At 56.6% G+C, this 22,763-nt stretch carries 22 protein-coding genes; 15 read left to right on the top strand and 7 right to left on the bottom strand.

What is annotated here, in order from left to right; translation table 11 throughout:
* The first annotated feature begins 2 nt into the window (after positions 1 to 2).
* Positions 3 to 800: a prepilin peptidase gene (locus HMPREF1144_RS26870; protein ID WP_009654597.1), complete on the top strand. Its 798-nt coding sequence runs from the start codon at positions 3 to 5 to the stop codon at positions 798 to 800.
* 97 nt (positions 801 to 897) lie between these two features.
* Here HMPREF1144_RS26870 and hrpB read toward each other — a convergent pair whose 3' ends face one another.
* On the bottom strand, positions 898 to 3,327 hold the full coding sequence (gene hrpB / locus HMPREF1144_RS26865) for an ATP-dependent helicase HrpB (protein ID WP_009654571.1): 2,430 nt from the start codon (positions 3,325 to 3,327) through the stop codon (positions 898 to 900).
* 72 nt (positions 3,328 to 3,399) lie between these two features.
* On the opposite strand from hrpB, the gene thpR reads away from it, so the two are divergent.
* The 9 genes from thpR (at position 3,400) to panD (ending at position 10,516) form a co-directional block, all read left to right on the top strand.
* Positions 3,400 to 3,936: an RNA 2',3'-cyclic phosphodiesterase gene (gene thpR, locus HMPREF1144_RS26860; protein WP_009654553.1), complete on the top strand. Its 537-nt coding sequence runs from the start codon at positions 3,400 to 3,402 to the stop codon at positions 3,934 to 3,936.
* Positions 3,936 to 4,652 carry a DNA/RNA nuclease SfsA gene (sfsA, locus tag HMPREF1144_RS26855; RefSeq protein ID WP_004098690.1) on the top strand — a complete coding sequence of 239 codons (717 nt, stop codon included), beginning with the start codon at positions 3,936 to 3,938 and terminating at the stop codon, positions 4,650 to 4,652. Before thpR ends, sfsA begins: the two co-directional genes overlap by 1 nt.
* A 164-nt stretch (positions 4,653 to 4,816) precedes the next feature.
* Positions 4,817 to 5,272, top strand: coding sequence for an RNA polymerase-binding protein DksA (gene dksA / locus HMPREF1144_RS26850; protein WP_004098689.1), 456 nt, complete (start codon positions 4,817 to 4,819; stop codon positions 5,270 to 5,272).
* Between the two features lie 60 nt (positions 5,273 to 5,332).
* Positions 5,333 to 6,214 (top strand): tRNA glutamyl-Q(34) synthetase GluQRS, encoded by an 882-nt coding sequence (gene gluQRS, locus HMPREF1144_RS26845; protein ID WP_009654611.1) that lies wholly within the window; start codon positions 5,333 to 5,335, stop codon positions 6,212 to 6,214.
* 177 nt (positions 6,215 to 6,391) lie between these two features.
* Entirely contained in the window at positions 6,392 to 7,789 is a 1,398-nt protein-coding gene (gene pcnB / locus HMPREF1144_RS26840) for a polynucleotide adenylyltransferase PcnB (protein ID WP_071532322.1), read from the top strand.
* Positions 7,786 to 8,265, top strand: coding sequence for a 2-amino-4-hydroxy-6-hydroxymethyldihydropteridine diphosphokinase (gene folK, locus HMPREF1144_RS26835; protein ID WP_004098683.1), 480 nt, complete (start codon positions 7,786 to 7,788; stop codon positions 8,263 to 8,265). Before pcnB ends, folK begins: the two co-directional genes overlap by 4 nt.
* Before the next feature lie 119 nt (positions 8,266 to 8,384).
* Positions 8,385 to 9,176: a 3-methyl-2-oxobutanoate hydroxymethyltransferase gene (panB, locus tag HMPREF1144_RS26830; RefSeq protein WP_009654639.1), complete on the top strand. Its 792-nt coding sequence runs from the start codon at positions 8,385 to 8,387 to the stop codon at positions 9,174 to 9,176.
* Between the two features lie 11 nt (positions 9,177 to 9,187).
* On the top strand, positions 9,188 to 10,042 hold the full coding sequence (panC, locus tag HMPREF1144_RS26825) for a pantoate--beta-alanine ligase (RefSeq protein ID WP_004098677.1): 855 nt from the start codon (positions 9,188 to 9,190) through the stop codon (positions 10,040 to 10,042).
* Positions 10,043 to 10,135: 93 nt separating this feature from the next.
* The gene (panD, locus tag HMPREF1144_RS26820) at positions 10,136 to 10,516 is read left to right on the top strand and encodes an aspartate 1-decarboxylase (protein WP_004098675.1); all 381 of its coding nucleotides are present in this window, start codon (positions 10,136 to 10,138) and stop codon (positions 10,514 to 10,516) included.
* Position 10,517: 1 nt separating this feature from the next.
* On the opposite strand, the gene HMPREF1144_RS26815 is transcribed toward panD, so the two are convergent.
* From HMPREF1144_RS26815 to HMPREF1144_RS26800, 4 genes are all read right to left on the bottom strand, one after another.
* Positions 10,518 to 11,771: a polysaccharide deacetylase family protein gene (locus tag HMPREF1144_RS26815; protein WP_042928588.1), complete on the bottom strand. Its 1,254-nt coding sequence runs from the start codon at positions 11,769 to 11,771 to the stop codon at positions 10,518 to 10,520.
* 57 nt (positions 11,772 to 11,828) lie between these two features.
* Positions 11,829 to 12,269: a PTS sugar transporter subunit IIA gene (locus HMPREF1144_RS26810; RefSeq protein ID WP_004098671.1), complete on the bottom strand. Its 441-nt coding sequence runs from the start codon at positions 12,267 to 12,269 to the stop codon at positions 11,829 to 11,831.
* 121 nt (positions 12,270 to 12,390) lie between these two features.
* Positions 12,391 to 13,161 carry an ABC transporter permease gene (locus tag HMPREF1144_RS26805; RefSeq protein ID WP_004098668.1) on the bottom strand — a complete coding sequence of 257 codons (771 nt, stop codon included), beginning with the start codon at positions 13,159 to 13,161 and terminating at the stop codon, positions 12,391 to 12,393.
* Positions 13,158 to 14,084 (bottom strand): ABC transporter ATP-binding protein, encoded by a 927-nt coding sequence (locus HMPREF1144_RS26800; RefSeq protein WP_004098667.1) that lies wholly within the window; start codon positions 14,082 to 14,084, stop codon positions 13,158 to 13,160. Before HMPREF1144_RS26800 ends, HMPREF1144_RS26805 begins: the two co-directional genes overlap by 4 nt.
* Before the next feature lie 107 nt (positions 14,085 to 14,191).
* Here HMPREF1144_RS26800 and can point away from each other — a divergent pair, with 107 nt between their 5' ends.
* Positions 14,192 to 14,854 (top strand): carbonate dehydratase, encoded by a 663-nt coding sequence (gene can, locus HMPREF1144_RS26795; protein WP_004098666.1) that lies wholly within the window; start codon positions 14,192 to 14,194, stop codon positions 14,852 to 14,854.
* A 51-nt stretch (positions 14,855 to 14,905) separates the two neighbouring features.
* Here the strand turns inward: can and hpt are convergent, their stop codons facing one another.
* Complete coding sequence (gene hpt / locus HMPREF1144_RS26790; RefSeq protein ID WP_014227950.1) at positions 14,906 to 15,442, bottom strand: hypoxanthine phosphoribosyltransferase; 537 nt, start codon at positions 15,440 to 15,442, stop codon at positions 14,906 to 14,908.
* Between the two features lie 203 nt (positions 15,443 to 15,645).
* Between hpt and HMPREF1144_RS26785 the strand changes: the two genes are divergently transcribed.
* Positions 15,646 to 18,036 (top strand): glucose/quinate/shikimate family membrane-bound PQQ-dependent dehydrogenase, encoded by a 2,391-nt coding sequence (locus HMPREF1144_RS26785; RefSeq protein ID WP_004098664.1) that lies wholly within the window; start codon positions 15,646 to 15,648, stop codon positions 18,034 to 18,036.
* Positions 18,037 to 18,136: 100 nt separating this feature from the next.
* Here HMPREF1144_RS26785 and cueO read toward each other — a convergent pair whose 3' ends face one another.
* Positions 18,137 to 19,738 (bottom strand): multicopper oxidase CueO, encoded by a 1,602-nt coding sequence (gene cueO / locus HMPREF1144_RS26780; protein ID WP_009654615.1) that lies wholly within the window; start codon positions 19,736 to 19,738, stop codon positions 18,137 to 18,139.
* Positions 19,739 to 19,884: 146 nt separating this feature from the next.
* Here cueO and HMPREF1144_RS26775 point away from each other — a divergent pair, with 146 nt between their 5' ends.
* The 3 genes from HMPREF1144_RS26775 (at position 19,885) to HMPREF1144_RS26765 (ending at position 22,746) form a co-directional block, all read left to right on the top strand.
* Positions 19,885 to 20,232 (top strand): YacC family pilotin-like protein, encoded by a 348-nt coding sequence (locus tag HMPREF1144_RS26775; RefSeq protein ID WP_014227947.1) that lies wholly within the window; start codon positions 19,885 to 19,887, stop codon positions 20,230 to 20,232.
* A 343-nt stretch (positions 20,233 to 20,575) separates the two neighbouring features.
* Positions 20,576 to 20,995 (top strand): permease, encoded by a 420-nt coding sequence (locus HMPREF1144_RS26770; protein WP_042928585.1) that lies wholly within the window; start codon positions 20,576 to 20,578, stop codon positions 20,993 to 20,995.
* Positions 20,992 to 22,746 (top strand): FKBP-type peptidyl-prolyl cis-trans isomerase N-terminal domain-containing protein, encoded by a 1,755-nt coding sequence (locus HMPREF1144_RS26765; protein WP_009654533.1) that lies wholly within the window; start codon positions 20,992 to 20,994, stop codon positions 22,744 to 22,746. Before HMPREF1144_RS26770 ends, HMPREF1144_RS26765 begins: the two co-directional genes overlap by 4 nt.
* Positions 22,747 to 22,763 lie beyond the last annotated feature (17 nt).

The raw sequence follows: 22,763 nt of genomic DNA, 5'->3' as shown, positions 1-22,763 counted from the left end.
AGATGGAAACTATCGCGCTGTTACCCGAGTTCGCCGCGCAATACCCGTCAATCTGGGGCGGCTTTTTATTCCTGTCCGGACTGGCGTTCGGCAGCTTTTTTAACGTCGTTATCCATCGTTTACCGTTGATGATGGAACGCGCAGAGGGGGTGGATCTCTGCCTCCCCGCGTCGTTCTGCCCGCAGTGCCGTCAGCCTATCGCCTGGCGGGACAATATCCCGCTGCTGAGCTTTTTATGGCTCAGGGGGCGTGCGCGCTGCTGCGGGCAGCCGATCTCGCCTCGTTATCCTCTGATGGAGCTGGCGACCGGCGCGCTGTTTATGCTGGTCGGATATCTGATACCTCCGGGCATATCGCTGCTGGGCGGGCTAATTTTCGTATCCGTACTGCTGATCCTCGCCGCCATCGACGCGCAAACGCAGCTGCTGCCTGACAGGCTGACGCTGCCGCTGCTGTGGGCCGGGCTGCTGTTCAATCTTTCCGATACCTTCGCGCCGCTGGCGGAGGCGGTCATTGGCGCGATGGTCGGGTATTTGTCGCTGTGGTCGGTGTACTGGGTGTTCCGTCTGCTGACCGGTAAAGAGGCGCTGGGCTACGGCGATTTCAAGCTGCTGGCTGCGCTCGGCGCGTGGCTCGGCTGGCAGCCGCTGCCGCAGACGCTGCTGCTGGCTTCCGCCAGCGGTCTGGTCTGGACGCTGCTGCAGCGCCTGGTAACCCGTCGTTCGCTCGAACAACCTCTGGCCTTCGGCCCCTGGCTGGCGCTGGCGGGCGGCGGCATCTTTTTGTGGAGCCAGGTATAAAACACCCTCTGCTCGCGCTGCGCTTAGCAGGGCTACGAGTGGTACTGGTCCGGTAGCCCGGGTAAGGCGTTTACGCCGCAACCCGGGAACTCTCCGGCTACGAATACTTTTTGGTGCGCCGGGTCGGGGCGGTATTGGCCGGATCGTCGGGCCAGACGTGCTTGGGATAGCGCCCTTTCATCTCTTTTTGCACCTCGCGGTAGCTCCCCTGCCAGAAGGCGCCTAAATCGCGGGTGATCTGCAGCGGGCGCTGCGCCGGCGAAAGCAGCTCCAGCACCAGCGGCACGCGCCCCTGGGCGATGGTCGGAGTAGTCGCTTCGCCAAACATCTCCTGCATCCGCACCGCCAGCGCCGGCGGGTTATCATCGTGATAACGAATCGCGATGCGGCTACCGGTCGGCACCGTATAGTGCGTGGGCAGTTCGCTGTCCAGCTTCTGGCGCAGCGGCCACGGCAGCCAGTTTTGCAGCGCCTGACGCACGTCCAGCGCCTTCAGCGCGCGCAGCGAATGGACGCCCGCCATCTGCGGAAGCAGCCACCGTTCAAGCGATGCCAGCAGCGAAGCCTCATCAACGGCCGGCCATGCCTCCTCCGGCAGCCACCGCGCCGCGCAGTGTAGCCGCAAACGCAGCTGCTCCGCTTCCGGCGTCCAGCTAAGCACGCTCAGCCCCTTCTCGCGGATCCCGTTGAGCATCGCCTGGTGCAGCTCCTCTTCCGACGGCTTCGCCAACGGCTGGGTCTTAATCACCAGGCGTCCGATACAGGTGCGCCGCCAGGCCTTCAGCGTGCCTAACGCCTCATCCCACTCGACGATATCGGAACGCCGGGCCAGGGCCGGACACTGCTCAATCAACGCGTGAATATCGACCGGCAGCGCCAGCAGGATCCGCGCGTCCGGCGATGCGCTTCCCTGCAGCAGCAGCGGCGCAATCAACCATTCGTGGCGGCCCAGCGCATCGTCGGCGTCGAGCATCGCCCCCATCCCGTTAGCCAGCTGGTAGCGCCCCTCCTGGCCGCGACGATGGGCGATACGGTCGGCAAAAGCGGAAGCCAGCAGCGCCGCGATGCTGTCGGCGTCGGGCTGACCGCCGCGAAACGCCAGCCTTTTCATCAGCTGCTGCGCCCGCTGCTGCCAGTTGCCCTGCTGACGGGCAAACGCCGCGCTAAGATCGCTATTGCCGCCGCGCGGCGGCTCTTCAAGGATCGCCGCCAGTTTAGCCGCCGTGGCGGCGCTATCGGCATCCTCCGCCGCGGTCAGCATCGCCGCCAGGCGCGGATCGTTGCCCAACACCGCCATTTTGCGCCCGTGCGCCGACAGCCGCTCGCCTTCCAGCGCAGAAAGGTCGGTGAGCAGACGCCGGGCCGCCGCCAGGTTGGTCGCAGGCGGCAGATCCAGCCAGCTGAGCTGGGCCGGGTCCTGGCATCCCCACTGCAGCAGCTCCAGCAGCAGCGACGACAGATCGCTTTGCAGAATTTCCGGGTCGCCCTGCGCCGCCGCGCGCTCGGCCTGCTCTTTAGCCAGCAGATGCAGGCAGATCCCCGGTTCCAGGCGCCCGGCGCGTCCGGCGCGCTGGGTCATTGAGGCCTGGCTGATGCGCTGCGTCACCAGGCGAGTGAGCCCGGTGCGGGCGTCAAAGCGGGCGACGCGCTCCTGGGCGCTATCCACCACCAGCCGAATCCCCTCGATGGTCAGACTGGTCTCGGCGATATTGGTCGCCAGCACCACTTTGCGCATCCCGGCGGGCGCGGGCAGTATCGCCTTACGCTGCTCGCTCAGCGGCAGCGCGCCGTACAGGGGGCAAAGGATCACATCGCTCGCTACCCGCTCCGCCAACCGCTCCTGAACGCGCTGAATCTCTCCCACTCCGGGCAGAAACAGCAGCATTGAGCCATTTTCGCTGCGCAGCAGCTCCGCGGCGGCCACCGCCACCGCCTCGTCAAAGCGCTGATGGGCCGGCAGCGGCAGAAAACGCCGCTCAACCGGAAACGCGCGCCCTTCGGAAACGATAACCGGCGCCTCCGGCAGCAGCCGCTGCAGGCGCTCATTGTCCAGCGTCGCCGACATAATCAACAGTTTAAGATCGTCGCGCAGCCCCTGCTGAACGTCGAGCAGCAGCGCCAGCGCCAGATCGGCCTGCAGGCTACGTTCGTGGAATTCATCGAGTATCGCCAGCCCCACGCCGCTCAGCTCCGGATCGCGCTGGATCATCCGCGTTAAAATGCCCTCCGTCACCACTTCGAGACGCGTGTTCGGCCCGACGCAGGTCTCCGCGCGCATGCGATAGCCCACGGTCTCGCCGGGCTTCTCTCCCAACAGTTCCGCCAGCCGCTGCGCCACGTTACGCGCGGCCAGCCGCCGCGGCTCCAGCAGGATTATGCGTCCGTTGATGTTACCTTCGGCGAGGATTTGCAGCGGCAGCCAGGTAGATTTCCCGGCGCCGGTTGGCGCATTAAGCAGAACCTGCGGCGCATGCCGCAGGGCAGAAAGAAGTTCAGGGAGGACGGCGGCAACCGGCAATGAGGACACGAAACGCTCCGGAGGTTAACATTTGCGGGCAAGCATTGTAGCATCCCGGTAATTCATTACCGAGTCTCTATCATGTCCGAGCCGAAAAGGCTGTTTTTCGCCATTGAACTTCCCGCGGACGTTCAGCAGCAGATCGTGCACTGGCGCGCCGCCAGCTTTCCCGGCGATGCGGGTCGACCGGTGGCGGCGGCTAACCTCCATCTGACGCTGGCGTTTCTTGGCGAGGTGAGCGCGGACAAGCAGCGGGCGCTGTCAGCGATGGCCGGACGCATCCGCCAGCCGGGCTTTACCCTGACCCTTGACGATGCCGGGCAGTGGCTGCGTTCGCGGGTGGTGTGGCTGGGCACCCGTCAGCCGCCGCGCGGGGTGCTGCAATTAGCGAATATGCTGCGCGCCCAGGCCGCCCGCAGCGGCTGCTATCAGAGCCCGCAGCCGTTTCATCCACATATCACCCTGCTGCGCGACGCGCGCCACGCGGTGCCGATTCCGCCGCCCGGATTTAGCTGGGCGTTTGCGGTCAACGAATTTGTGCTCTACGAATCCAGCTTTAGCCGCGGGCGCACTCGCTATCAGGCGCTGGAACGTTATCCCTTCGACAAGGAAAGCTGATGCTGTTCACTCCTCCCCTGCAGTCCGCCACCCTGGTTAAACGTTACAAACGGTTTCTCGCCGACGTGGTCACCCCCGACGGCCGCGAGCTGACCCTGCACTGCCCCAACACCGGCGCCATGACCGGCTGCGCCGCGCCGGGGGATACCGTCTGGTATTCCACCTCAGATAATCCCAAGCGCAAATATGCCCACACGTGGGAATTAACTGAAACCGTAGAGGGCGCGACAATTTGTGTTAATACTCTACGTGCTAACACGTTGGCAAAAGAGGCGATTCTGGCAGGAAATATTCCCGAGCTTTTGGGCTACAACACGCTGAAAAGCGAAGTGAAGTATGGTGATGAAAGCAGCCGCATTGATATTCTGTTACAAGCAGATGACCAACAAAACTGCTATATTGAAGTGAAATCGGTTACGTTGGCGGAAAAAGAATACGGTTACTTCCCCGATGCGGTTACCGCACGCGGTCAGAAGCACCTGCGGGAGCTGATGAGCGTGGCGGCAGCGGGCGATCGGGCGGTGATTTTGTTCGCCGTGCTGCACTCGGCGATAGACCGTTTCTCACCCGCGCATCATATTGATGCCAGATACGCACAGCTATTGATTGAGGCGCAAAACAAGGGGGTGGAAATTCTCGCCTACAAGGCGGAACTTTCTACCGAGATGATGACTCTGAATAAGCCGATTACCGTGGTGTTAACCCCCGGTAAATAAACGGCTAAATAGTATTCGGGTCGCGAGCGCAAATACGCTTTTCCTCACAGGGTTGTCAAGTGTAACGTTTAGATAATTGCTATCCGGAAAAGCATCTGCTATTTATAGCGGCCTGATTTTTCCCCCAACACGGGGATCGATAGTGCGTGTTAAGGAGAAGCAACATGCAAGAAGGGCAAAACCGTAAAACATCGTCCCTGAGTATTCTCTCCATCGCTGGGGTGGAGCCGTACCAAGTGAAGCCGGGCGAAGAGTATATGAACGAAGCCCAGCTGGCGCACTTCAAGCGCATTCTTGAAGCGTGGCGTAATCAACTTAGGGATGAAGTGGATCGCACCGTAACGCATATGCAGGATGAAGCTGCTAACTTCCCGGACCCGGTAGACCGTGCCGCTCAGGAAGAAGAGTTCAGCCTGGAGCTGCGTAACCGCGACCGCGAACGTAAACTGATCAAAAAGATTGAGAAAACGCTGAAAAAAGTCGAAGACGAAGATTTCGGCTTCTGTGAATCCTGTGGCGTTGAGATTGGTATCCGTCGTCTGGAAGCGCGTCCGACCGCCGACCTGTGCATTGATTGCAAAACGCTGGCGGAAATTCGCGAAAAACAGATGGCAGGCTAATCACTTCGCTGATGCATCTCTGGCGGGAGCTTTCTCCCGCCCTGATGCTTTAGTCATACGATGACAGATTCCCGCTACATCGGGCGCTTTGCCCCCTCACCTTCCGGCGAACTCCACTTCGGCTCATTGATTGCCGCGCTTGGCAGCTATCTGCAGGCTCGGGCGCAGAACGGTATCTGGCGCGTGCGCATTGAAGATATCGATCCGCCGCGGGAAGTCCCCGGCGCCGCCGAGACTATTCTTCGTCAGTTAGAGCACTTCGGCCTGCACTGGGACGGAGAGGTACTCTGGCAGTCAAAACGCCACGAAGCCTATCGTGAGCGCCTGGCCTGGCTACGCGAGCAGGGCCTCTGCTACTACTGCACCTGCACCCGCGCGCGTATCCACGCTATCGGCGGCCTTTACGACGGCCACTGCCGGGATTTACGCCTCGGCGCGGAAAACGCCGCTCTGCGCCTGCGGCAAACGCGTCCGGTCCTCAAATTTTATGACCAGCTACGCGGTACGATCGTCGCCGACGAGCCTCTGGCGCGTGAAGATTTTATTATTCACCGTCGCGATGGGCTGTTCGCCTATAATCTGGCGGTGGTGGTGGACGATCATTTTCAGGGCGTCAGCGAAATCGTCCGCGGCGCCGATCTTATCGAGCCGACGGTGCGGCAAATTTCGCTCTATCAGCATTTTGGCTGGCAGGCGCCGGACTATATCCATTTGCCGCTGGCCCTCAACGCGCAGGGCAATAAACTGTCGAAGCAAAACCACGCTCCGGCGTTATCTACAGGCGATCCGCGCCCGGAAATTGTGCGGGCGCTAACGTTTCTTAATCAGGATGTCATTCAGGAATGGCAGACGCTGAGCATTGAGGATTTACTCAAGTACGCGGTAGCGAACTGGCGGCCGGAGCAAATCCAGCATTCTCAAATGCGTTCTGCTGAGCTATGATTAGCCGCTATTTTTACTCGTCGCCTTTCAAGTTGCTCCTGCGTTGGCTGCACTTGTTCCCCCCGGTCACAGAGCTATCTATGCTCCCGGGACTCGCAAGTTTGCCGCCTTGCTGCAACCCGAAATGCTTAGAGTCATATTTTGATCTGAAGTCCGTCTGACACTACGAGGTGTACCATTTTTACCCGAGTCGCTAATTTTTGCCGTAAGGTGCTAAGCCGTGAAGAGCGCGAGGCAGAAGCCGCCGTCGAACAACTACATATGACGGTTATCCCGCGCGAGCAGCATGCAATTTCCCGCAAAGATATCAGTGAAAATGCCCTCAAGGTCATGTACAGACTCAATAAGGCGGGCTACGAATCGTGGCTGGTCGGCGGTGGCGTACGCGATCTGCTGCTGGGCAAAAAACCCAAAGATTTTGACGTCACCACCAACGCCACGCCGGAGCAGGTGCGTAAGCTGTTCCGCAACTGCCGCCTGGTAGGTCGTCGCTTCCGCCTGGCGCACGTGATGTTCGGGCCGGAAATTATCGAAGTCGCGACCTTCCGCGGCCACCATGAAGGCCACACCACCGATCGCGTCACCTCCCAGCGCGGCCAGAACGGCATGCTGCTGCGCGACAACATCTTCGGTTCGATTGAAGAAGACGCCCAGCGTCGCGACTTTACCATCAACAGCCTCTATTACAGCGTGGCGGATTTCACCGTCCGCGACTACGTCGGCGGCATGAAAGATCTGCAGGATGGCGTCATCCGCCTGATCGGCGATCCGGAAACCCGCTATCGCGAAGATCCGGTGCGCATGCTGCGCGCGGTGCGTTTTGCGGCGAAGCTCAGTATGAGCATCAGCGAAGAGACCGCCGAGCCGATCCCGCGCCTGGCGACGCTGCTGCACGATGTGCCGCCGGCGCGCCTGTTTGAAGAAGTGTTAAAGCTGCTGCAGGCCGGCGACGGCTATCAAACCTATCTCCTGCTGCGCGAATATAATCTGTTCCAGCCGCTGTTCCCGACCATTACCCGCTACTTCACCGAGCGCGGCGATAGTCCTATGGAGCGCATCATCAGCCAGGTGCTGAAGAATACCGATAACCGCATTCGCAACGATATGCGCGTTAACCCGGCGTTCCTGTTCGCGGTAATGTTCTGGTATCCGCTGCTGGAAACGGCGCAGAAAATCGCCCAGGAGAGCGGGCTGGCCTACTACGACGCCTTCGCGCTGGCGATGAACGACGTGCTGGACGAAGCCTGCCGTACGCTGGCGATCCCGAAACGCATCACCACCCTGGTGCGCGACATCTGGCAGCTTCAGCTGCGGATGTCCCGCCGTCAGGGCAAACGCGCGTGGAAGCTGATGGAGCATCCCAAATTCCGCGCCGCCTACGATCTGCTGGAGCTGCGCGCCGGCGCCGAAAACAGCAGCGAACTGCAGCGCCTGACCAAATGGTGGGGGGAGTTCCAGGTCGCCGCGCCGCCGGATCAGAAAGATATGCTGGATGATTTAGGCGACGATCCGGCTCCGCGCCGCCGCCACCGTCGTCCGCGTAAACGCGCGCCGCGCCGCGAAGGCAGCGCATGACGCTCGCTTATATCGCTATCGGCAGTAATCTGGCCTCGCCTCTGGAGCAGGTCAACGCTGCCGTTAACGCGCTGGCGGAGATACCGGACAGCCGGATAATAAGCGTTTCCTCTTTCTACCGTACGCCGCCGCTGGGGCCACAGGATCAGCCTGACTATCTCAACGCCGCCGCGGCGCTGGAAACGACCCTGGACGCAGACGCGCTGCTCAATCACACCCAGCGCATCGAACTGCAGCAGGGCCGCACGCGTAAAGCTGAACGCTGGGGACCGCGCACGCTGGACCTCGACATCATGCTGTTTGGCAATGAGGTGATTAACACCCCGCGCCTGACCGTACCGCACTACGATATGCAAAACCGCGGTTTTATGCTGTGGCCGCTGTTTGAAATCGCCCCAGGGCTGCGTTTCCCCGACGGCCCGGCGCTGCGCGACGTGCTGGCCAATCTTGGCGCGGAAAAACCCGCTGCCTGGTAATACCCCTTCATTTTTTAGCAATTACGGCGATCGTGGTAATCGGTTGCCTAAAACCATTGCCCCCCTGAATGCGGCTGCTAGAATGCCGGTTAAAATGACTTTCATCATCAGGAAACGTTATGAAACCGACCACTATCGCCCTGCTGCAGAAATGCAAACAGGAGAAGAAACGCTTCGCCACTATCACCGCCTACGACTACAGCTTCGCAAAGCTGTTTGCCGATGAGGGTATCAACGTGATGCTGGTCGGCGATTCGCTGGGCATGACGGTGCAGGGCCACGACTCCACCCTGCCGGTGACCGTAGAAGACATTGCCTATCACACGCGCGCGGTGCGTCGGGGCGCGCCGAACTGCCTGCTGCTCGCCGATCTGCCGTTTATGGCTTACGCCACGCCGGAACAGACCTTCGAGAACGCCGCCATCGTGATGCGCGCGGGAGCCAATATGGTCAAAATCGAGGGCGGCGCATGGCTGGCGGACACCGTGAAAATGCTTGCCGAGCGCGCGGTGCCGGTGTGCGGGCACCTCGGTCTGACGCCCCAGTCGGTGAACGTCTTCGGCGGTTATAAAATTCAGGGCCGCGGCGGTGCCGGGCAAGTTCTGCTGGATGACGCGCTGGCGCTGGAAGCGGCGGGCGCGCAGCTGCTGGTGCTGGAGTGCGTACCGGTTGAGCTGGCGAAACGCGTCACCGAGGCGTTAACCATCCCGGTGATCGGCATCGGCGCGGGCAACGTCACCGACGGGCAAATCCTCGTCATGCATGACGCATTCGGCATTACCGGCGGCCATATTCCCAAATTTGCCAAAAATTTCCTGAGCACAGCGGGCGACATGCGCGCCGCGGTACGGCAATATGTTGCCGAAGTGGAGTCCGGCGTCTATCCGGGCGAAGAACACAGTTTCCATTAAGGAGTGTTGTTGTGCTGATTATTGAAACCCTGCCGCTGCTGCGCCAGCATATCCGTCGTTTACGCCAGGAAGGCAAGCGCATTGCGCTGGTTCCCACCATGGGCAACCTGCACGATGGTCATATGAAGCTGGTTGATACCGCCAAAGCCAGCGCGGATGTGGTAGTAGCCAGTATCTTCGTCAACCCCATGCAGTTCGACCGCGCCGAGGATCTGGCGCGCTATCCGCGTACCCTGCAGGACGATTGCGAAAAGCTGAACAAGCGTAAGGTCGATTTTGTCTTTGCCCCCGCCGCGGCGGAAATCTATCCGCACGGCATCGAAAATCAGACTTACGTCGATGTTCCAGGGCTGTCGACGATGCTCGAGGGCGCCAGTCGTCCAGGCCACTTCCGCGGCGTTTCCACTATCGTCAGCAAGCTGTTCAACCTGATCCAGCCGGACGTCGCCTGCTTCGGCGAAAAAGACTTCCAGCAGCTGGCGCTCATCCGCAAGATGGTAGCCGATATGGGCTACGACATCGAGATTATCGGCGTGCCGATTATGCGCGCGAAAGATGGGCTGGCGCTCAGTTCGCGCAACGGCTATCTCAGCGCAGACCAGCGCAAAGTTGCGCCGGGGCTGTATAAGGTGATGAATGGCGCGGCGGAGAAGCTGGCGGCCGGCGAGCGCAATCTTGACGAGATTATCGCGATTGCCGCGCAGGAGCTGAACGAAAAAGGCTTCCGCGCCGATGATATCCAGATCCGCGATGCCGATACGCTGCTCGACCTGACGGAAACCAGTAAGCGAGCGGTGATCCTGATGGCGGCCTGGCTCGGCGAAGCGCGTTTGATCGACAATCAGATCGTCGCACTCGCTGGCTAGACACGGGTTAAAAATCGGGCAATACTGCCTGGAATTTCCTCAAAGCGGACGTCACGTCCGCTTTGTTATCGTTAAGCTTTAAAGGTAGACGTTATGATTCGTAATATGCTGCAGGGCAAACTCCACCGCGTAAAAGTCACGCAGGCCGACCTGCACTATGAAGGCTCCTGCGCTATTGATCAGGATTTCCTGGATGCGTCCGGCATCCTTGAAAACGAGGCTATTCATATCTGGAATGTGACCAACGGTAATCGTTTCTCCACCTACGCCATCGCCGCGGAGCGCGGTTCGCGAATTATCTCCGTGAACGGCGCGGCGGCACACTGTGCGAGCGTCGGCGATATTCTGATTATCGCCAGCTTCGTCACCATGCCTGACGAAGAAGCCCGCACCTGGCAGCCGAAAGTGGCCTATTTCGAAGGCGAAAACGAAATGAAGCGCCAGGCCAAAGCTATTCCGGTGCAGGTTGCCTGATCTATCCTTGCGGCTGGTTGCTTATCAGCCGCGACATCGTCTCCAGCGAATCCGTTCTTAATATATACAGCCTTTTCAACAAGAACGGATTATCGCCCGGCTTTACCTTCCCCCTCACCGTAGTCACCGCCAGGTGAAAACCGGCGTCGTTGGCGGCCTGGACCGCCTTAGCGTTATAGCCGCCAAACGGATAAGAGAGATACAGTACGTGGGGGTTAAACTGCGCCAGCGCCCGCCGCGAATGCGCAAAATCAAACAGAATATTGTGATAGCTGCGGCTGAGAAGGATCGGATGACGTTCAGCATCAACACGATGCAGGAAGTGGGTATGCGACTGCACGTCAAAGACGTCCTGGATCTGTTTTAGCTCGGAAATACTCATAAACTGCAGCGATTTCGGCGCCCATTTCTGCGGATGGCGCTTGATGCGCGACGAGATAATAAACGCCGTGGCGTGAAAGCCATACTGTTTGAGGATCGGGTAGGCATAGCGGTTGACCGACTTCAGCCCATCGTCAAAGGTGATCGCCACCGCACGCGCCGGAAGATTCACTTTATTACGCAGATAGCCTTCCAGTTGATACATACTCAGCGTGGTATAGCCCTGGTCGCGTAGCCAGGTCATCTGATTGCTGAAGGCGCGCACGGAAGTCGTCGTTGAGGTATGGCGAAAGCGGGTATTTTCTTCATCACGCAGGATATGGTGATAAGTCAGTACAGGGATGCCGTTATCTTCCTGGGCATCCAGGCTGCTCACCCACGCCAGCCGGTTGCCAATGCGAATCTGAAACCAGGTTTGATTCAGCCGATCTTTGAGCTTGCTGATAATCGGGTAACGCAAATTACTCGCCAGGTTGCCAAATGGCGCGCTGCCAACGGCGGGGGCATCATAGATTGGCGTATCTTTCCAGGTAATGAGATTTTGGTTACTCAGAGGCTTATGCAGATCGCCAAGGCTATCCTCCACCCGCTGCTTCCCCTGTACCGGCCCCAGATGGCCTTTATCGATAAAGCCAGTCGCAAAGCCAAAATTAAACTCATAGTAATCCGCCGCCGTCGGTACTACCGCCAGAATTTGCCCTGCCCGCACGTTGCCGACGCTCACCACCTGATTGCCAACCTGCGCCCAGATATCCGCATCTTCGGTCGTTTGCATATAACGTGCCGGCAAACCCTGCTGGCTTAACAGGCTGGCGGAGGCGCTTAGCGCCGTGAACAGGAGGAGTAAAGCAAGAATTCGGGCAAACATGCGCATCGAGCCGGTAGACAAGAACTGCCGTCATTGTAACAAAAGCCTCATCAATACCAACGCTTAATTCCCGTACGGCTCATGCAGTAGTCGAAAAGGCGGATTTTTTTGCTGCTGATGCCAGAGGCTGCTCACCGCCGGGCCTCCGGCGCTGACAATGGCGTGCCGGAAGGCTTCGCTGCTCAGGTTCTGGCGCAGCAAATACATACCTTCCAGTAATGAATAGTCGATTCCGGAAATCACTTCACAGTGGGTGTGCTTATGGCTCAGCAGCGCCGCCACGCGATAAGGCGCCGCGCCGGTTTTATCGGTCAGAAAAATGACCCCGTCTCCGCCATCCGTCTCGTGCAGCGCATCGCACATCATGCGGCTCAGCATATTGCTGCTGAGATTACGCCAGTAGTTAACCGCCCGACACTGCGTCAGCGGCCCAAACTTTTTCTCCAGACGATCCAGCATCTCCTGCGCCAGTTCGTCATGACAGGTAATCACCCAACCTAACATCGCCCACCTCCTTAGCAGGCAAACAATGTAGCAAGGGAAGAGATGAATATCGGTGATGACAATCAAAATTGTTTGCCGGCGCTTCGCTGAACGGGGCAGCGAAGCGCCGTGGTTGGCTAAATTAGCTGCGAAGCCCGCGTCCGCGCTGGATCAGATACCAGCACAAAAGATAAAACGCGACGATAAACACCACCAGCACGCCGAAGGTGGTGGCGAGCGGAACATCGTTAATGCCGAGGAAACCGTAGCGGAAACCGCTGATCATGTAGACGATCGGGTTCAGATGCGACAGCCCTTGCCAGAACGGCGGCAGCAGGGTCAGCGAATAAAAAACCCCGCCGAGATAGGTCAGCGGCGTCAGCACAAAGGTCGGAATAAGGCTGATATCGTCAAAGGTTTTGGCAAACACCGCATTCAGCAGACCGGCCAGCGAAAATAGCACGGCGGTCAGCACCAGGGTCAGGGCGACGAATATCCATGAGTGAACCTGGAACGGCACGAAAAACAGCGAAATCGCCGTCACCAGAATCCCGACGCACAGACCGCGGGCAACGCCGCCGCCCACATAGCCGGCGATAACCACGTGGGTGGGAACCGGCGCGACCAGTAGTTCTTCAATATTGCGCTGAAATTTCGCGCTGAAGAACGAGGACGCCACGTTGGCGTAGGCGTTGGTGATCACCGCCATCATAATCAGGCCCGGCACGATAAACTGCATATAGGTGAAACCGTGCATTTCACCGATGCGCGAGCCGATCAGATTGCCGAAAATAACAAAGTAGAGGGTCATGGTTATGACCGGCGGCACCAGCGTCTGTATCCAGATACGCATAAAGCGGTGGATCTCTTTGGTCCAGATGCTTTTCAGCGCGACCCAATAAAGCTGCATCATGCTGATTCTCCTTTCCGGTCATGGACCAGCGTGACAAACAGCTCTTCCAGACGGTTAGCTTTGTTACGCATACTTAATACCTGTACGCCCTGCGCGCTCAATTGCGTAAATACGCTGTTAATCCCCTGCTCGCGAAGCACCTCAACCTCCAGCGTCGACGTATCAACCAGACGATACTGATAGCCTTCCAGTACCGGTAATGGACTCTTAGGTGCCAGATCGAGAATAAAGGTTTCTGATTTCAGTTTGGAAAGCAGCGACTTCATCGAGGTGTTTTCCACCAGCTCACCGTTCTGAATAATGCCAATATTGCGACACAGCATCTCGGCCTCTTCCAGATAGTGGGTAGTGAGGATGATCGTCGTGCCTTTATCATTCAGATCTTTCAGGAAGCCCCACATCGAACGACGCAGCTCGATATCCACTCCCGCCGTGGGTTCATCAAGAATCAGCAGCTTCGGCTCGTGCATCAACGCGCGGGCAATCATCAGGCGGCGCTTCATGCCGCCGGAGAGCATCCGCGCGCGTTCGTTGCGTTTTTCCCACAGATCGAGCTGTTTAAGGTACTTTTCGCTACGGGCGATCGCTTCTTTGCGCTCGACGCCGTAGTAGCCCGCCTGGTGAATCACAATCTGCTGCACGGTTTCGAACGGGTTAAAGTTGAACTCCTGCGGCACCAGGCCAAGCTGGCGCTTGGCGTTCACCACATCCTTTTGCAGGTCATAGCCAAACACATTGACCTCGCCGGAGGTTTTATTCACCAGCGAACTGATAATGCCGATAGTGGTGGATTTTCCCGCGCCGTTTGGCCCCAGGAGCGCGTAAAAATCGCCCGCCTCAACCTGCAGATCGATTCCGCGCAGCGCCTGAACCCCGCCGGGGTAGGTTTTTTTGAGCTGTTTTAGTTCCAGAGCAATGGTCATTAAATGTCTCTTCTCGTGTCGTGACACGCGATGGGTTGTTTTAAAAAATGTGAGGTTAACCTATATTAGCGCAACGCACTTACTTGGTTACAGGCCCGTAAACATCCATGAACGATATAGATACACTCATCAGCAACAATGCACTATGGTCAAAAATGCTGGTGGAGGAAGACCCCGGTTTCTTTGAGAAACTGGCACAGGCGCAGAAACCGCGCTTTCTGTGGATTGGATGTTCCGATAGCCGCGTCCCCGCTGAACGTTTGACCGGCCTGGAACCTGGCGAGCTGTTTGTACACCGTAACGTCGCCAACCTGGTGATTCATACCGATCTGAACTGTCTTTCCGTCGTGCAGTACGCGGTCGACGTACTGGAGGTTGAACACATCATCATCTGCGGCCACTACGGCTGCGGCGGCGTGCAGGCGGCGATTGAAAATACCGAGCTTGGCCTTATCGACAACTGGCTGCTGCATATTCGCGATATCTGGTTTAAGCACAGCTCGCTGCTGGGGGAAATGCCCGAAGAGCGCCGCCTTGATACGCTGTGTGAATTGAATGTGATGGAGCAGGTTTACAACCTTGGCCATTCAACGATTATGCAGTCGGCGTGGAAGCGTGGACAGAAGGTGACGATTCACGGCTGGGCCTACGGCATTCACGATGGCATGTTACGCGATCTTGACGTGACCGCCGTCAGCCGCGAAACGCTGGAGCAGCGCTATCGCCAGGGCATTTCCAACCTTAAAAGCAAGCACGTCAATCACAGGTAATTCACGCGCCCTTCTTAACTATCCCGGATAAGCCGGGATAGACATTCCGCGTTACTCGTCCAGCAGCGTCACTTTGCCGATATATGGCAGGTGGCGATAGCGCTGAGCATAGTCGATACCGTACCCCACAACGAACTCGTCCGGGATCGCAAAACCGACAAACTCAACCGGCACCTTCACTTCGCGGCGACTTGGCTTATCGAGCAGCGTACAAATCGCCAGCGATTTTGGTTCACGCAGGCTGAGGATTTCACGCACTTTTGACAGCGTATTGCCAGAGTCGATGATGTCTTCCACGATCAGCACATCTTTACCGCGGATATCTTCATCCAGGTCTTTGAGGATTTTGACGTCACGGGTGGTGGACATGCCGCTGCCGTAGCTCGAGGCGGTCATGAAATCCACTTCATGGGGTACCTGAACCTCACGGCACAGGTCGGCCATAAACATAAATGAACCGCGTAATAGCCCCACCAGCACCATTTCGCTGCCGCTATCTTTGTAATGTTCATTAATTTGACGACCGAGCTCAGCGATACGGGCTTTGATCTCAGTTTCCGGGATCATCACTTCTACAGTATGTTTCATAAAACTAACCATTTGATTCTTAATGTAAATCATCAAAGCCGCTGCGATTGCACCGACGTTGACCGGCAAGCCACGCAGTATACCAGTAAAAAGAAATATGCGATGCAGTGATTAATAAAGCCCATTTTGTGATTCCGATCACACTTGTTAAATCCTATAATTAATTGCAGTTAAAAAATTAACAAACAAACGAGTGTCCTTCTATGGCAGAAACAAAATCTCAACAATCACGGCTACTCGTGACGCTGACGGCTCTTTTTGCAGCGTTCTGTGGCCTGTATCTTTTAGCGGGCGGGGCCTGGCTGGTCGCTCTTGGCGGCTCATGGTACTACCCTGTCGCAGGCCTGGTCATGCTGGGCGTCACCGTCATGCTGTTCCGCGGCAAGCGTTCTGCGCTTTGGCTGTACGCCGCGCTGCTGCTTGCCACTATGATCTGGGGAGTATGGGAAGTTGGTTTCGACTTCTGGGCGCTGACCCCGCGTAGCGATATTCTGGTCTTCTTCGGCATCTGGCTTATCTTGCCGTTTGTCTGGCGCCGCCTGCCGATTCCCTCCTCTGGCGCCGTTGCCGGGCTGGTTGTCGCCCTGCTGATTAGCGGCGGTATCCTGACCTGGGCCGGCTTCAACGACCCGCAGGAAGTCAACGGTACGCTGAGTGCTGATGCAACGCCAGCGGCCCCCATTTCCGACGTAGCCGATGGCGACTGGTCGGCGTATGGACGCAATCAGGAAGGCCAGCGCTACTCGCCGCTGAAGCAGATCAACGCCGATAACGTGAAGAACCTGAAAGAAGCCTGGGTCTTCCGTACGGGCGATCTCAAGCAGCCTAACGATCCGGGTGAAATCACCAATGAAGTCACGCCGATTAAAGTGGGTGACACGCTTTATCTGTGTACCGCTCACCAGCGCCTGTTCGCGCTTGACGCGGCTACCGGTAAAGAAAAGTGGCATTTCGATCCGCAGCTCAACGCTGACCCCTCTTTCCAGCACGTGACCTGTCGCGGCGTTTCATATCATGAAGCCAAAGCGGATAACGCGCCGGCGGATGTGGTTGCCGACTGCCCGCGTCGTATCATTCTTCCGGTCAACGATGGTCGCCTGTTCGCCATCAATGCCGAAACCGGTAAGCTGTGTGAGTCCTTTGCTAATAAAGGCATTCTCAATCTGCAAACCAACATGCCTGTCACTACGCCGGGTATGTATGAACCAACATCACCGCCGATTATTACCGACAAAACTATTGTCATTGCCGGCGCCGTGACCGATAACTTCTCGACCCGCGAGCCGTCGGGCGTTATCCGCGGCTTTGATGTGAATACCGGTAAACTGCTGTGGGCCTTTGATCCGGGCGCGAAAGATCCCAACGCGATTCCTGATGATGAACATCATTTCACCCTGAATTCACCAAACTCCTGGGCGCCAGCGGCCTATGACGCGAAGCTGGATCTGGTCTACCTGCCTATGGGCGTAACCACCCCGGATATCTGGGGCGGCAACCGTACGCCTGAACAAGAGCGCTATGCCAGCTCCATCGTGGCGCTGAACGCCACGACCGGTAAACTGGCGTGGAGCTACCAGACCGTTCACCACGATCTGTGGGATATGGATATGCCGTCGCAGCCGACGCTGGCGGATATCGACGTCAACGGTAAAACCGTGCCGGTGATTTACGCTCCGGCAAAAACCGGTAATATTTTTGTCCTCGATCGCCGCAACGGTGAACTGGTTGTCCCGGCGCCGGAAAAACCGGTTCCGCAAGGGGCGGCGAAAGGTGACTACGTCGCGAAAACTCAGCCGTTCTCCGACCTGAGCTTCCGTCCGAAGAAAGACCTGACCGGCGCGGACATGTGGGGCGCCACCATGTTCGACCAGCTGGTGTGCCGCGTTATCTTCCATCAGCTGCGCTACGAAGGGATTTTCACCCCGCCGTCAGAACAAGGCACGCTGGTCTTCCCGGGTAACCTGGGGATGTTCGAATGGGGCGGCATCTCCGTCGATCCGAACCGCCAGGTGGCGATTGCTAACCCAATGGCGCTGCCGTTTGTCTCAAAACTGATCCCTCGCGGACCCGGTAATCCGATGGAGCAGCCAAAAGACGCCAAAGGTTCCGGTACCGAAGCCGGTATTCAGCCGCAGTACGGCGTCCCTTACGGCGTCACTCTCAACCCGTTCCTGTCACCGTTTGGTCTGCCCTGCAAACAGCCAGCATGGGGCTATATCTCCGCGCTGGATCTGAAAACCAACGAAGTGGTGTGGAAAAAACGTATCGGTACGCCGCAGGATAGCCTGCCGTTCCCGATGCCGGTTAAGCTCCCGTTCACCATGGGTATGCCGATGCTGGGCGGCCCAATTTCGACGGCTGGCAATGTGCTGTTTATCGGCGCGACCGCGGATAACTACCTGCGCGCGTACAATATGAGCAACGGTGAAAAATTATGGCAGGCACGTCTACCGGCGGGCGGCCAGGCGACGCCGATGACCTATGAAGTGAATGGCAAGCAGTACGTTGTCATCTCTGCGGGCGGTCACGGTTCGTTTGGCACGAAGATGGGCGACTATATCGTCGCTTATGCTTTACCGGACGACGCGAAGTAAAAAACAGAAGGCCCGGTTTCCGGGCCTTCTCTCTATGGTACGTCTCTCTCTTTTCTATCGAAGCAAGCCACACGCCTCGCCCTTAGACGGGAAGCAAATTCTACACCGTAAATCCCAGCATCATCCCCGTATCTTCATGCTCCAGCAGATGGCAGTGCGCCATATAGGCATGTTCTTTCGGCGCATCATGATCAAATTTCACCAGTACTTCACTGACATCGCCTTCAACCCTGACGGTATCTTTCCAGCCGCTCCTGTGGGGTGCCGGCGCTTTGCCGTTTTCGGACAAAATACGGAACTGAGTGCCGTGAATATGGAACGGATGCAGCATCATGTCGCCTTTGCCAGAAATCACCCACCGCTCATACTGCCCTTTCGCCGCCGCAAACAGGGGAACATTCATATCAAAGGCTTTACCGTTGATCCGATTCGCATTATGGAAATCAAACTCCTTATTACCGTGCTTCATCTGCGCCGTGCCGCCATGATTCATGTTTCCCATGTCACCGTGGTTCATATTGTTCATATTCCCCATCTCTCCGTGATTCATCATCATGCCATGGTCCATGCCCGACATGGCCTGGTCGCCATATTTTTGCATCAGCGCCTGCATGCCCATCATATCGAGCATCGGATCCATCGAGAGCTGCAAAGTACGCTGAGTCAGGCCCTGAAGCGAGGGCAGCGCTGGCATAGCGGCCAGCACATCCGGCAGCTTACCGGAAGCCTGGATAGTCAGTGGCTGCACGCGTAACACTGGCTGCGGCCGATCAAACGGAGCGATCGCCATCCCCATCTGGTTGACCGGGAGCGTAATTAAATCGAAGGGCTTCCCATCAGTGGTATCCACCAGCACCTCGAAACGCTCGCCCATCAGCACCGACAGCGTGTTAACTTTCACCGGCTCAGCCAGAAGACCACCATCGCTTGCCACGACGTACATGGGCCGCTTATCGCTGGTGGCGAAATTCAAAGAACGCGCATTACAGCCATTCAGCAGACGTAAACGTAGCCAGCCGCGAGGCGCAGCGTGCTCCGGGTACAGCGCGCCGTTAGTGAGCAGCGTATCGCCAAACCAGCCCACGGCTGCGCTCATAATATCGAGCTGATAATCAATCTCTCCCGCTGAGGTGAATTTTTTATCCTGCACAATCACCGGGACATCATCAATTCCCCACTGCTTTGGCAGGAGCAGCTTTTCGCTTTCTGCATCAGAAATCAGCACCAGCCCTGCCAGCCCCATCGCGACCTGTCTGCCGGTTTTGCCATGTTGATGGGGATGGAACCAGCAGGTCGCCGCCCGCTGCGTTGGGGTAAAGGTCACCGTGCGGGAGCCTCCGGCGGCAATCACGCCCTGGGGACCGCCGTCCACGGCGCCGGGAACCTCCAGACCGTGCCAGTGCACGGTGGTCTCTTCCGCCAGACGGTTATGAATATCGATGGTCGCCTCCTCACCCTGCTTAAGCTGTAGGGCCGGGCCCAGCAGATTGCCGTTATAGCCCCAGGTGGTCGCCAGATGAGGGCCGAACTGCGTTTTTCCAGCCTGAATGATTAACGAGATGCGATTACGCGCGTCGGCGGTAAGCAGTTCGGGTACAGGCAAAGATGGGCGGCTGGCGGCAAAAACCGAGCGGCTCCATAGCGGCAATGCGCTGGCCACGCTGACCGCAGCGGTTAGTTTAAGAAACTCACGACGTTGCATTTTCACATCCTTTTTATTCTGCTGGTGAATAATTGAGCTTAAACCCTCCCCCAACAGGAAGGTCAAGCAGAAGAGTAAGAATAAAGCTCAGCGCACTGTAACGAAGTGTGCTAACTTTGTTTGTCCGTGATTCAATGGTAGAAAAAATGAAGACGCTTTTCAGAACAATAGTGCTTGGCAGCCTGCTGACTCTCTCCGCCAATAGCTATGCATTAAGCGAGTCCGAAGCGGAAGATATGGCTGATTTAACGGCAGTATTCGTCTTTCTGAAGAACGACTGCGGTTATCAAAATCTGCCTAACACGCAGATTCGCCGTGCCCTGGTCTTTTTTGCTCAGCAGAATCAATGGGATTTAAGCAATTACGACAGCTTCAATATGAAAGCGCTCGGCGAAGATAGCTACCGGGACCTTAGCGGAATCCAGATACCCACGACTAAAAAATGCAAAGCGCTGGCCCGCGATTCGCTTAGCCTGCTCGCTTACGTGAAATAACCCCCTTCATTTCAGAAAACGGTAGCCGTACGAATACGGCTATGACGCCGCGTAATAATAGCAATTCAATTAACAACAGCACTTAATTTATATCTCAATTCATAGAATTCAATGATAATTCATTAAGCATTCAACATATTAATATATACCCTAAATAATGAGAGTTACTTGTAGGCGGCAAGGGGTAAGCGAGCGTAGCCAACACATCAGCAGCTTGAAATATGGCGGGTATAACTAGTATTAAAAGTACGCCATCAAAAATCATAAACTCTATTATTGCATTCTTCTTTTTCGCACACTATTATCGCCCGATAACACCTCTTTTTATCAATGGAATGAAACCTTGAACAGATCCTTATTTACAAGCATAGCCCCTCTGGCCCTCATTTTATTAGCGGGTTGTAATTCAATACAACCCAGGCAATCCGCCGGATCAGTGAAACCCTTATCTGAGTCGACATTAAGCCAACAGCAAACCGAACAACAGAGAATCGCCGATGAGCAAGCGCGTTTAGACACTTGCCGTAAAGCGCTGGAGTCGCTGAAAGAAGTGAACCCCAAACAGGCGGACAAACTCGGCAATGAGTTCACTGCCCTGCTTAGCGCGGCATCACAATATAATTCCGTGCGCAGTAAAGTAGCAGAACCGACAAAACAGGGGATCGATTCGATGTACCAGTTCAAATCAATCAAGCTGTGCGCTGATATTGAAAAGGAGCTGATCGATAGCCTTGTTAAACGTGGTGAAAATGTTCAGCCATGAACGGGAAAATAGCCAAAAACTTCAATCCGGTATCGCTGGCAGCAGTTTTTGTGCTGGCGCTATCGCCGGATGCCTATGCGGAAAAAGATGCCCTTATCAGCGTCACGGCGAGCTCAAATAGCGATGCTTCAGGCCCGGCATTTTTAAATTATGCTAAAGAGCATCAGGCGCAAAAAATCAGCGAGCCGGTAAAGCCCGTTGAGGAGAAAAGCAATAATACAAAAACAACGAATAAAAAAACCGTCCTGAATACCCATGAAGTTTCCCGTCAGGCTGCAATCATTGCTCAAAAAGATAAACTCATCCGCCAACTTCAGCAGCAGCTTGATGCGAAGCCGGCCACGATGAACGCCGAAGCAGGCAACCAAAAAGAGCTGAAGAATAAAATTCAGCTGCTTGAGAAAAAGTTAGCGACTGCCGTAGCCGAAAAACAACAATTAATAGATAACGCGCTATCCGCCGCGGCTGAAATAAAACAGATCGAGGGCCAGCGTAATGCCACAGAAAATAAAACGCTGCAGCAGGAAAAAAGAGTGGCATTACTAGAATCCGCGAAACAAAAAGTTGAGCGTCAGCTGGCTGAGGCAACCGCGGAAAAGCAATCCCTGCAGCAGAAGCTCGCGGCGCTGGAAACAGAAAAGCAGGATAAGCTGGCGGCGGCCGCAGCGGAGAAACTCGCGCTCACCGGTAAGTTCACGACAGAGGCGAAAGAGAGGCAAGCCCTCGCAACCAGGCTCGCTGCTGCGGAGGCAGCTCAGCAGGAAATGCTAACAAAACTCACCGCGGCTGACGCCGCACAGCGGGCGCTGCAAACGAAACTAGATGCGTCTCAAACCGAGCAGAAAGCAACGATAGCGAAGCTCGCCGCCAGTGAAGCGGAAAAAACAGATTTAACGACAAAGCTGGCGGCCGCGGGAGTAGAAAAACAGGCGCTCACGGCTAAACTGGACGCCGTTATCATCAGTACGCCGCAGCCGTCCCTTCAGGCGGATGCAGGCCGTCAGCAGGCCGGTCAGGACAACGCCCTACAGCAGGCCAGCACCGATGAAATTACCCGGCTAAAGTCCAGGCTTGCTGACGCCGAGGCGAGAAAGCCGCTGGCTATCGACTTTGCAAAAGAGCCTCTGCGGCAGGCTTACGCTATCGGTGTATCGATGGGCGAGGAAGTGCTACAGCTCTTATCTACCCGGGCATCTCAGGGCGTAAAAACCAGTAAAGATACCGTATTACAGGGGATTATGGATTCTTTTTCAGGGGATATCGCCCTTGATGAGAAAGCGCGCAATAAAGCCTTATTCGATGTGTCTAAAAAAGTCTTTCAGAACCTAAAGAAGCTCGAACAGCAAACCCTTAGCGAAGGAAAGAAATATCAACAAAACTTCGCGAAGCAAAAAGGGGTGGTATTGAAAGACGGCATTTACAGTCGCATAGATTATGCCGGCAAGGGCAAGATTCTCGACAGCGATATCGTTACCGTCACTATCAAGGAAACGCTTACCGACGGAACCGTCATTAACGATATGGAAGCGGAGGGGAAAGTCTGGTCCCAGCCTCTGAAATCTTATCCTCCCCTCTTCCTTGGGCCACTCAAGCGGCTGGGAAACCACGGAGCGATAACGGTCGTGATCCCTCCCAATCTCGCCTACGGCAGCGAAGGCAAACCGCCTAAAATTCCGCCGGGAGCGACCATGGTATATACCGTCAGAATCGTTGACGCCACTGCGGCAGAACCACAGGCTAAAAAACCCTGATCCTGGCGCCTCCCATC

This window comes from Klebsiella sp. OBRC7 (assembly GCF_000293135.1).
GTDB lineage: Bacteria > Pseudomonadota > Gammaproteobacteria > Enterobacterales > Enterobacteriaceae > Klebsiella > Klebsiella michiganensis.
Note: the sequence above shows the minus strand (reverse complement) of the source record. Positions and strands in the feature narration are given on the sequence as shown.

What these genes read in the sequence shown, in the direction of transcription:
- HMPREF1144_RS26870 (WP_009654597.1), top strand. Translation starts at nt 3, where the DNA reads ATGGAAACTATCGCGCTGTTACCCGAGTTCGCCGCGCAATACCCGTCA.
- thpR (WP_009654553.1), top strand. Translation starts at nt 3,400, where the DNA reads ATGTCCGAGCCGAAAAGGCTGTTTTTCGCCATTGAACTTCCCGCGGAC.
- sfsA (WP_004098690.1), top strand. Translation starts at nt 3,936, where the DNA reads ATGCTGTTCACTCCTCCCCTGCAGTCCGCCACCCTGGTTAAACGTTAC.
- dksA (WP_004098689.1), top strand. Translation starts at nt 4,817, where the DNA reads ATGCAAGAAGGGCAAAACCGTAAAACATCGTCCCTGAGTATTCTCTCC.
- gluQRS (WP_009654611.1), top strand. Translation starts at nt 5,333, where the DNA reads ATGACAGATTCCCGCTACATCGGGCGCTTTGCCCCCTCACCTTCCGGC.
- folK (WP_004098683.1), top strand. Translation starts at nt 7,786, where the DNA reads ATGACGCTCGCTTATATCGCTATCGGCAGTAATCTGGCCTCGCCTCTG.
- panB (WP_009654639.1), top strand. Translation starts at nt 8,385, where the DNA reads ATGAAACCGACCACTATCGCCCTGCTGCAGAAATGCAAACAGGAGAAG.
- panD (WP_004098675.1), top strand. Translation starts at nt 10,136, where the DNA reads ATGATTCGTAATATGCTGCAGGGCAAACTCCACCGCGTAAAAGTCACG.
- HMPREF1144_RS26815 (WP_042928588.1), bottom strand. Translation starts at nt 11,771, where the DNA reads ATGCGCATGTTTGCCCGAATTCTTGCTTTACTCCTCCTGTTCACGGCG.
- HMPREF1144_RS26810 (WP_004098671.1), bottom strand. Translation starts at nt 12,269, where the DNA reads ATGTTAGGTTGGGTGATTACCTGTCATGACGAACTGGCGCAGGAGATG.
- HMPREF1144_RS26805 (WP_004098668.1), bottom strand. Translation starts at nt 13,161, where the DNA reads ATGATGCAGCTTTATTGGGTCGCGCTGAAAAGCATCTGGACCAAAGAG.
- HMPREF1144_RS26800 (WP_004098667.1), bottom strand. Translation starts at nt 14,084, where the DNA reads ATGACCATTGCTCTGGAACTAAAACAGCTCAAAAAAACCTACCCCGGC.
- can (WP_004098666.1), top strand. Translation starts at nt 14,192, where the DNA reads ATGAACGATATAGATACACTCATCAGCAACAATGCACTATGGTCAAAA.
- hpt (WP_014227950.1), bottom strand. Translation starts at nt 15,442, where the DNA reads ATGAAACATACTGTAGAAGTGATGATCCCGGAAACTGAGATCAAAGCC.
- HMPREF1144_RS26785 (WP_004098664.1), top strand. Translation starts at nt 15,646, where the DNA reads ATGGCAGAAACAAAATCTCAACAATCACGGCTACTCGTGACGCTGACG.
- cueO (WP_009654615.1), bottom strand. Translation starts at nt 19,738, where the DNA reads ATGCAACGTCGTGAGTTTCTTAAACTAACCGCTGCGGTCAGCGTGGCC.
- HMPREF1144_RS26775 (WP_014227947.1), top strand. Translation starts at nt 19,885, where the DNA reads ATGAAGACGCTTTTCAGAACAATAGTGCTTGGCAGCCTGCTGACTCTC.
- HMPREF1144_RS26765 (WP_009654533.1), top strand. Translation starts at nt 20,992, where the DNA reads ATGAACGGGAAAATAGCCAAAAACTTCAATCCGGTATCGCTGGCAGCA.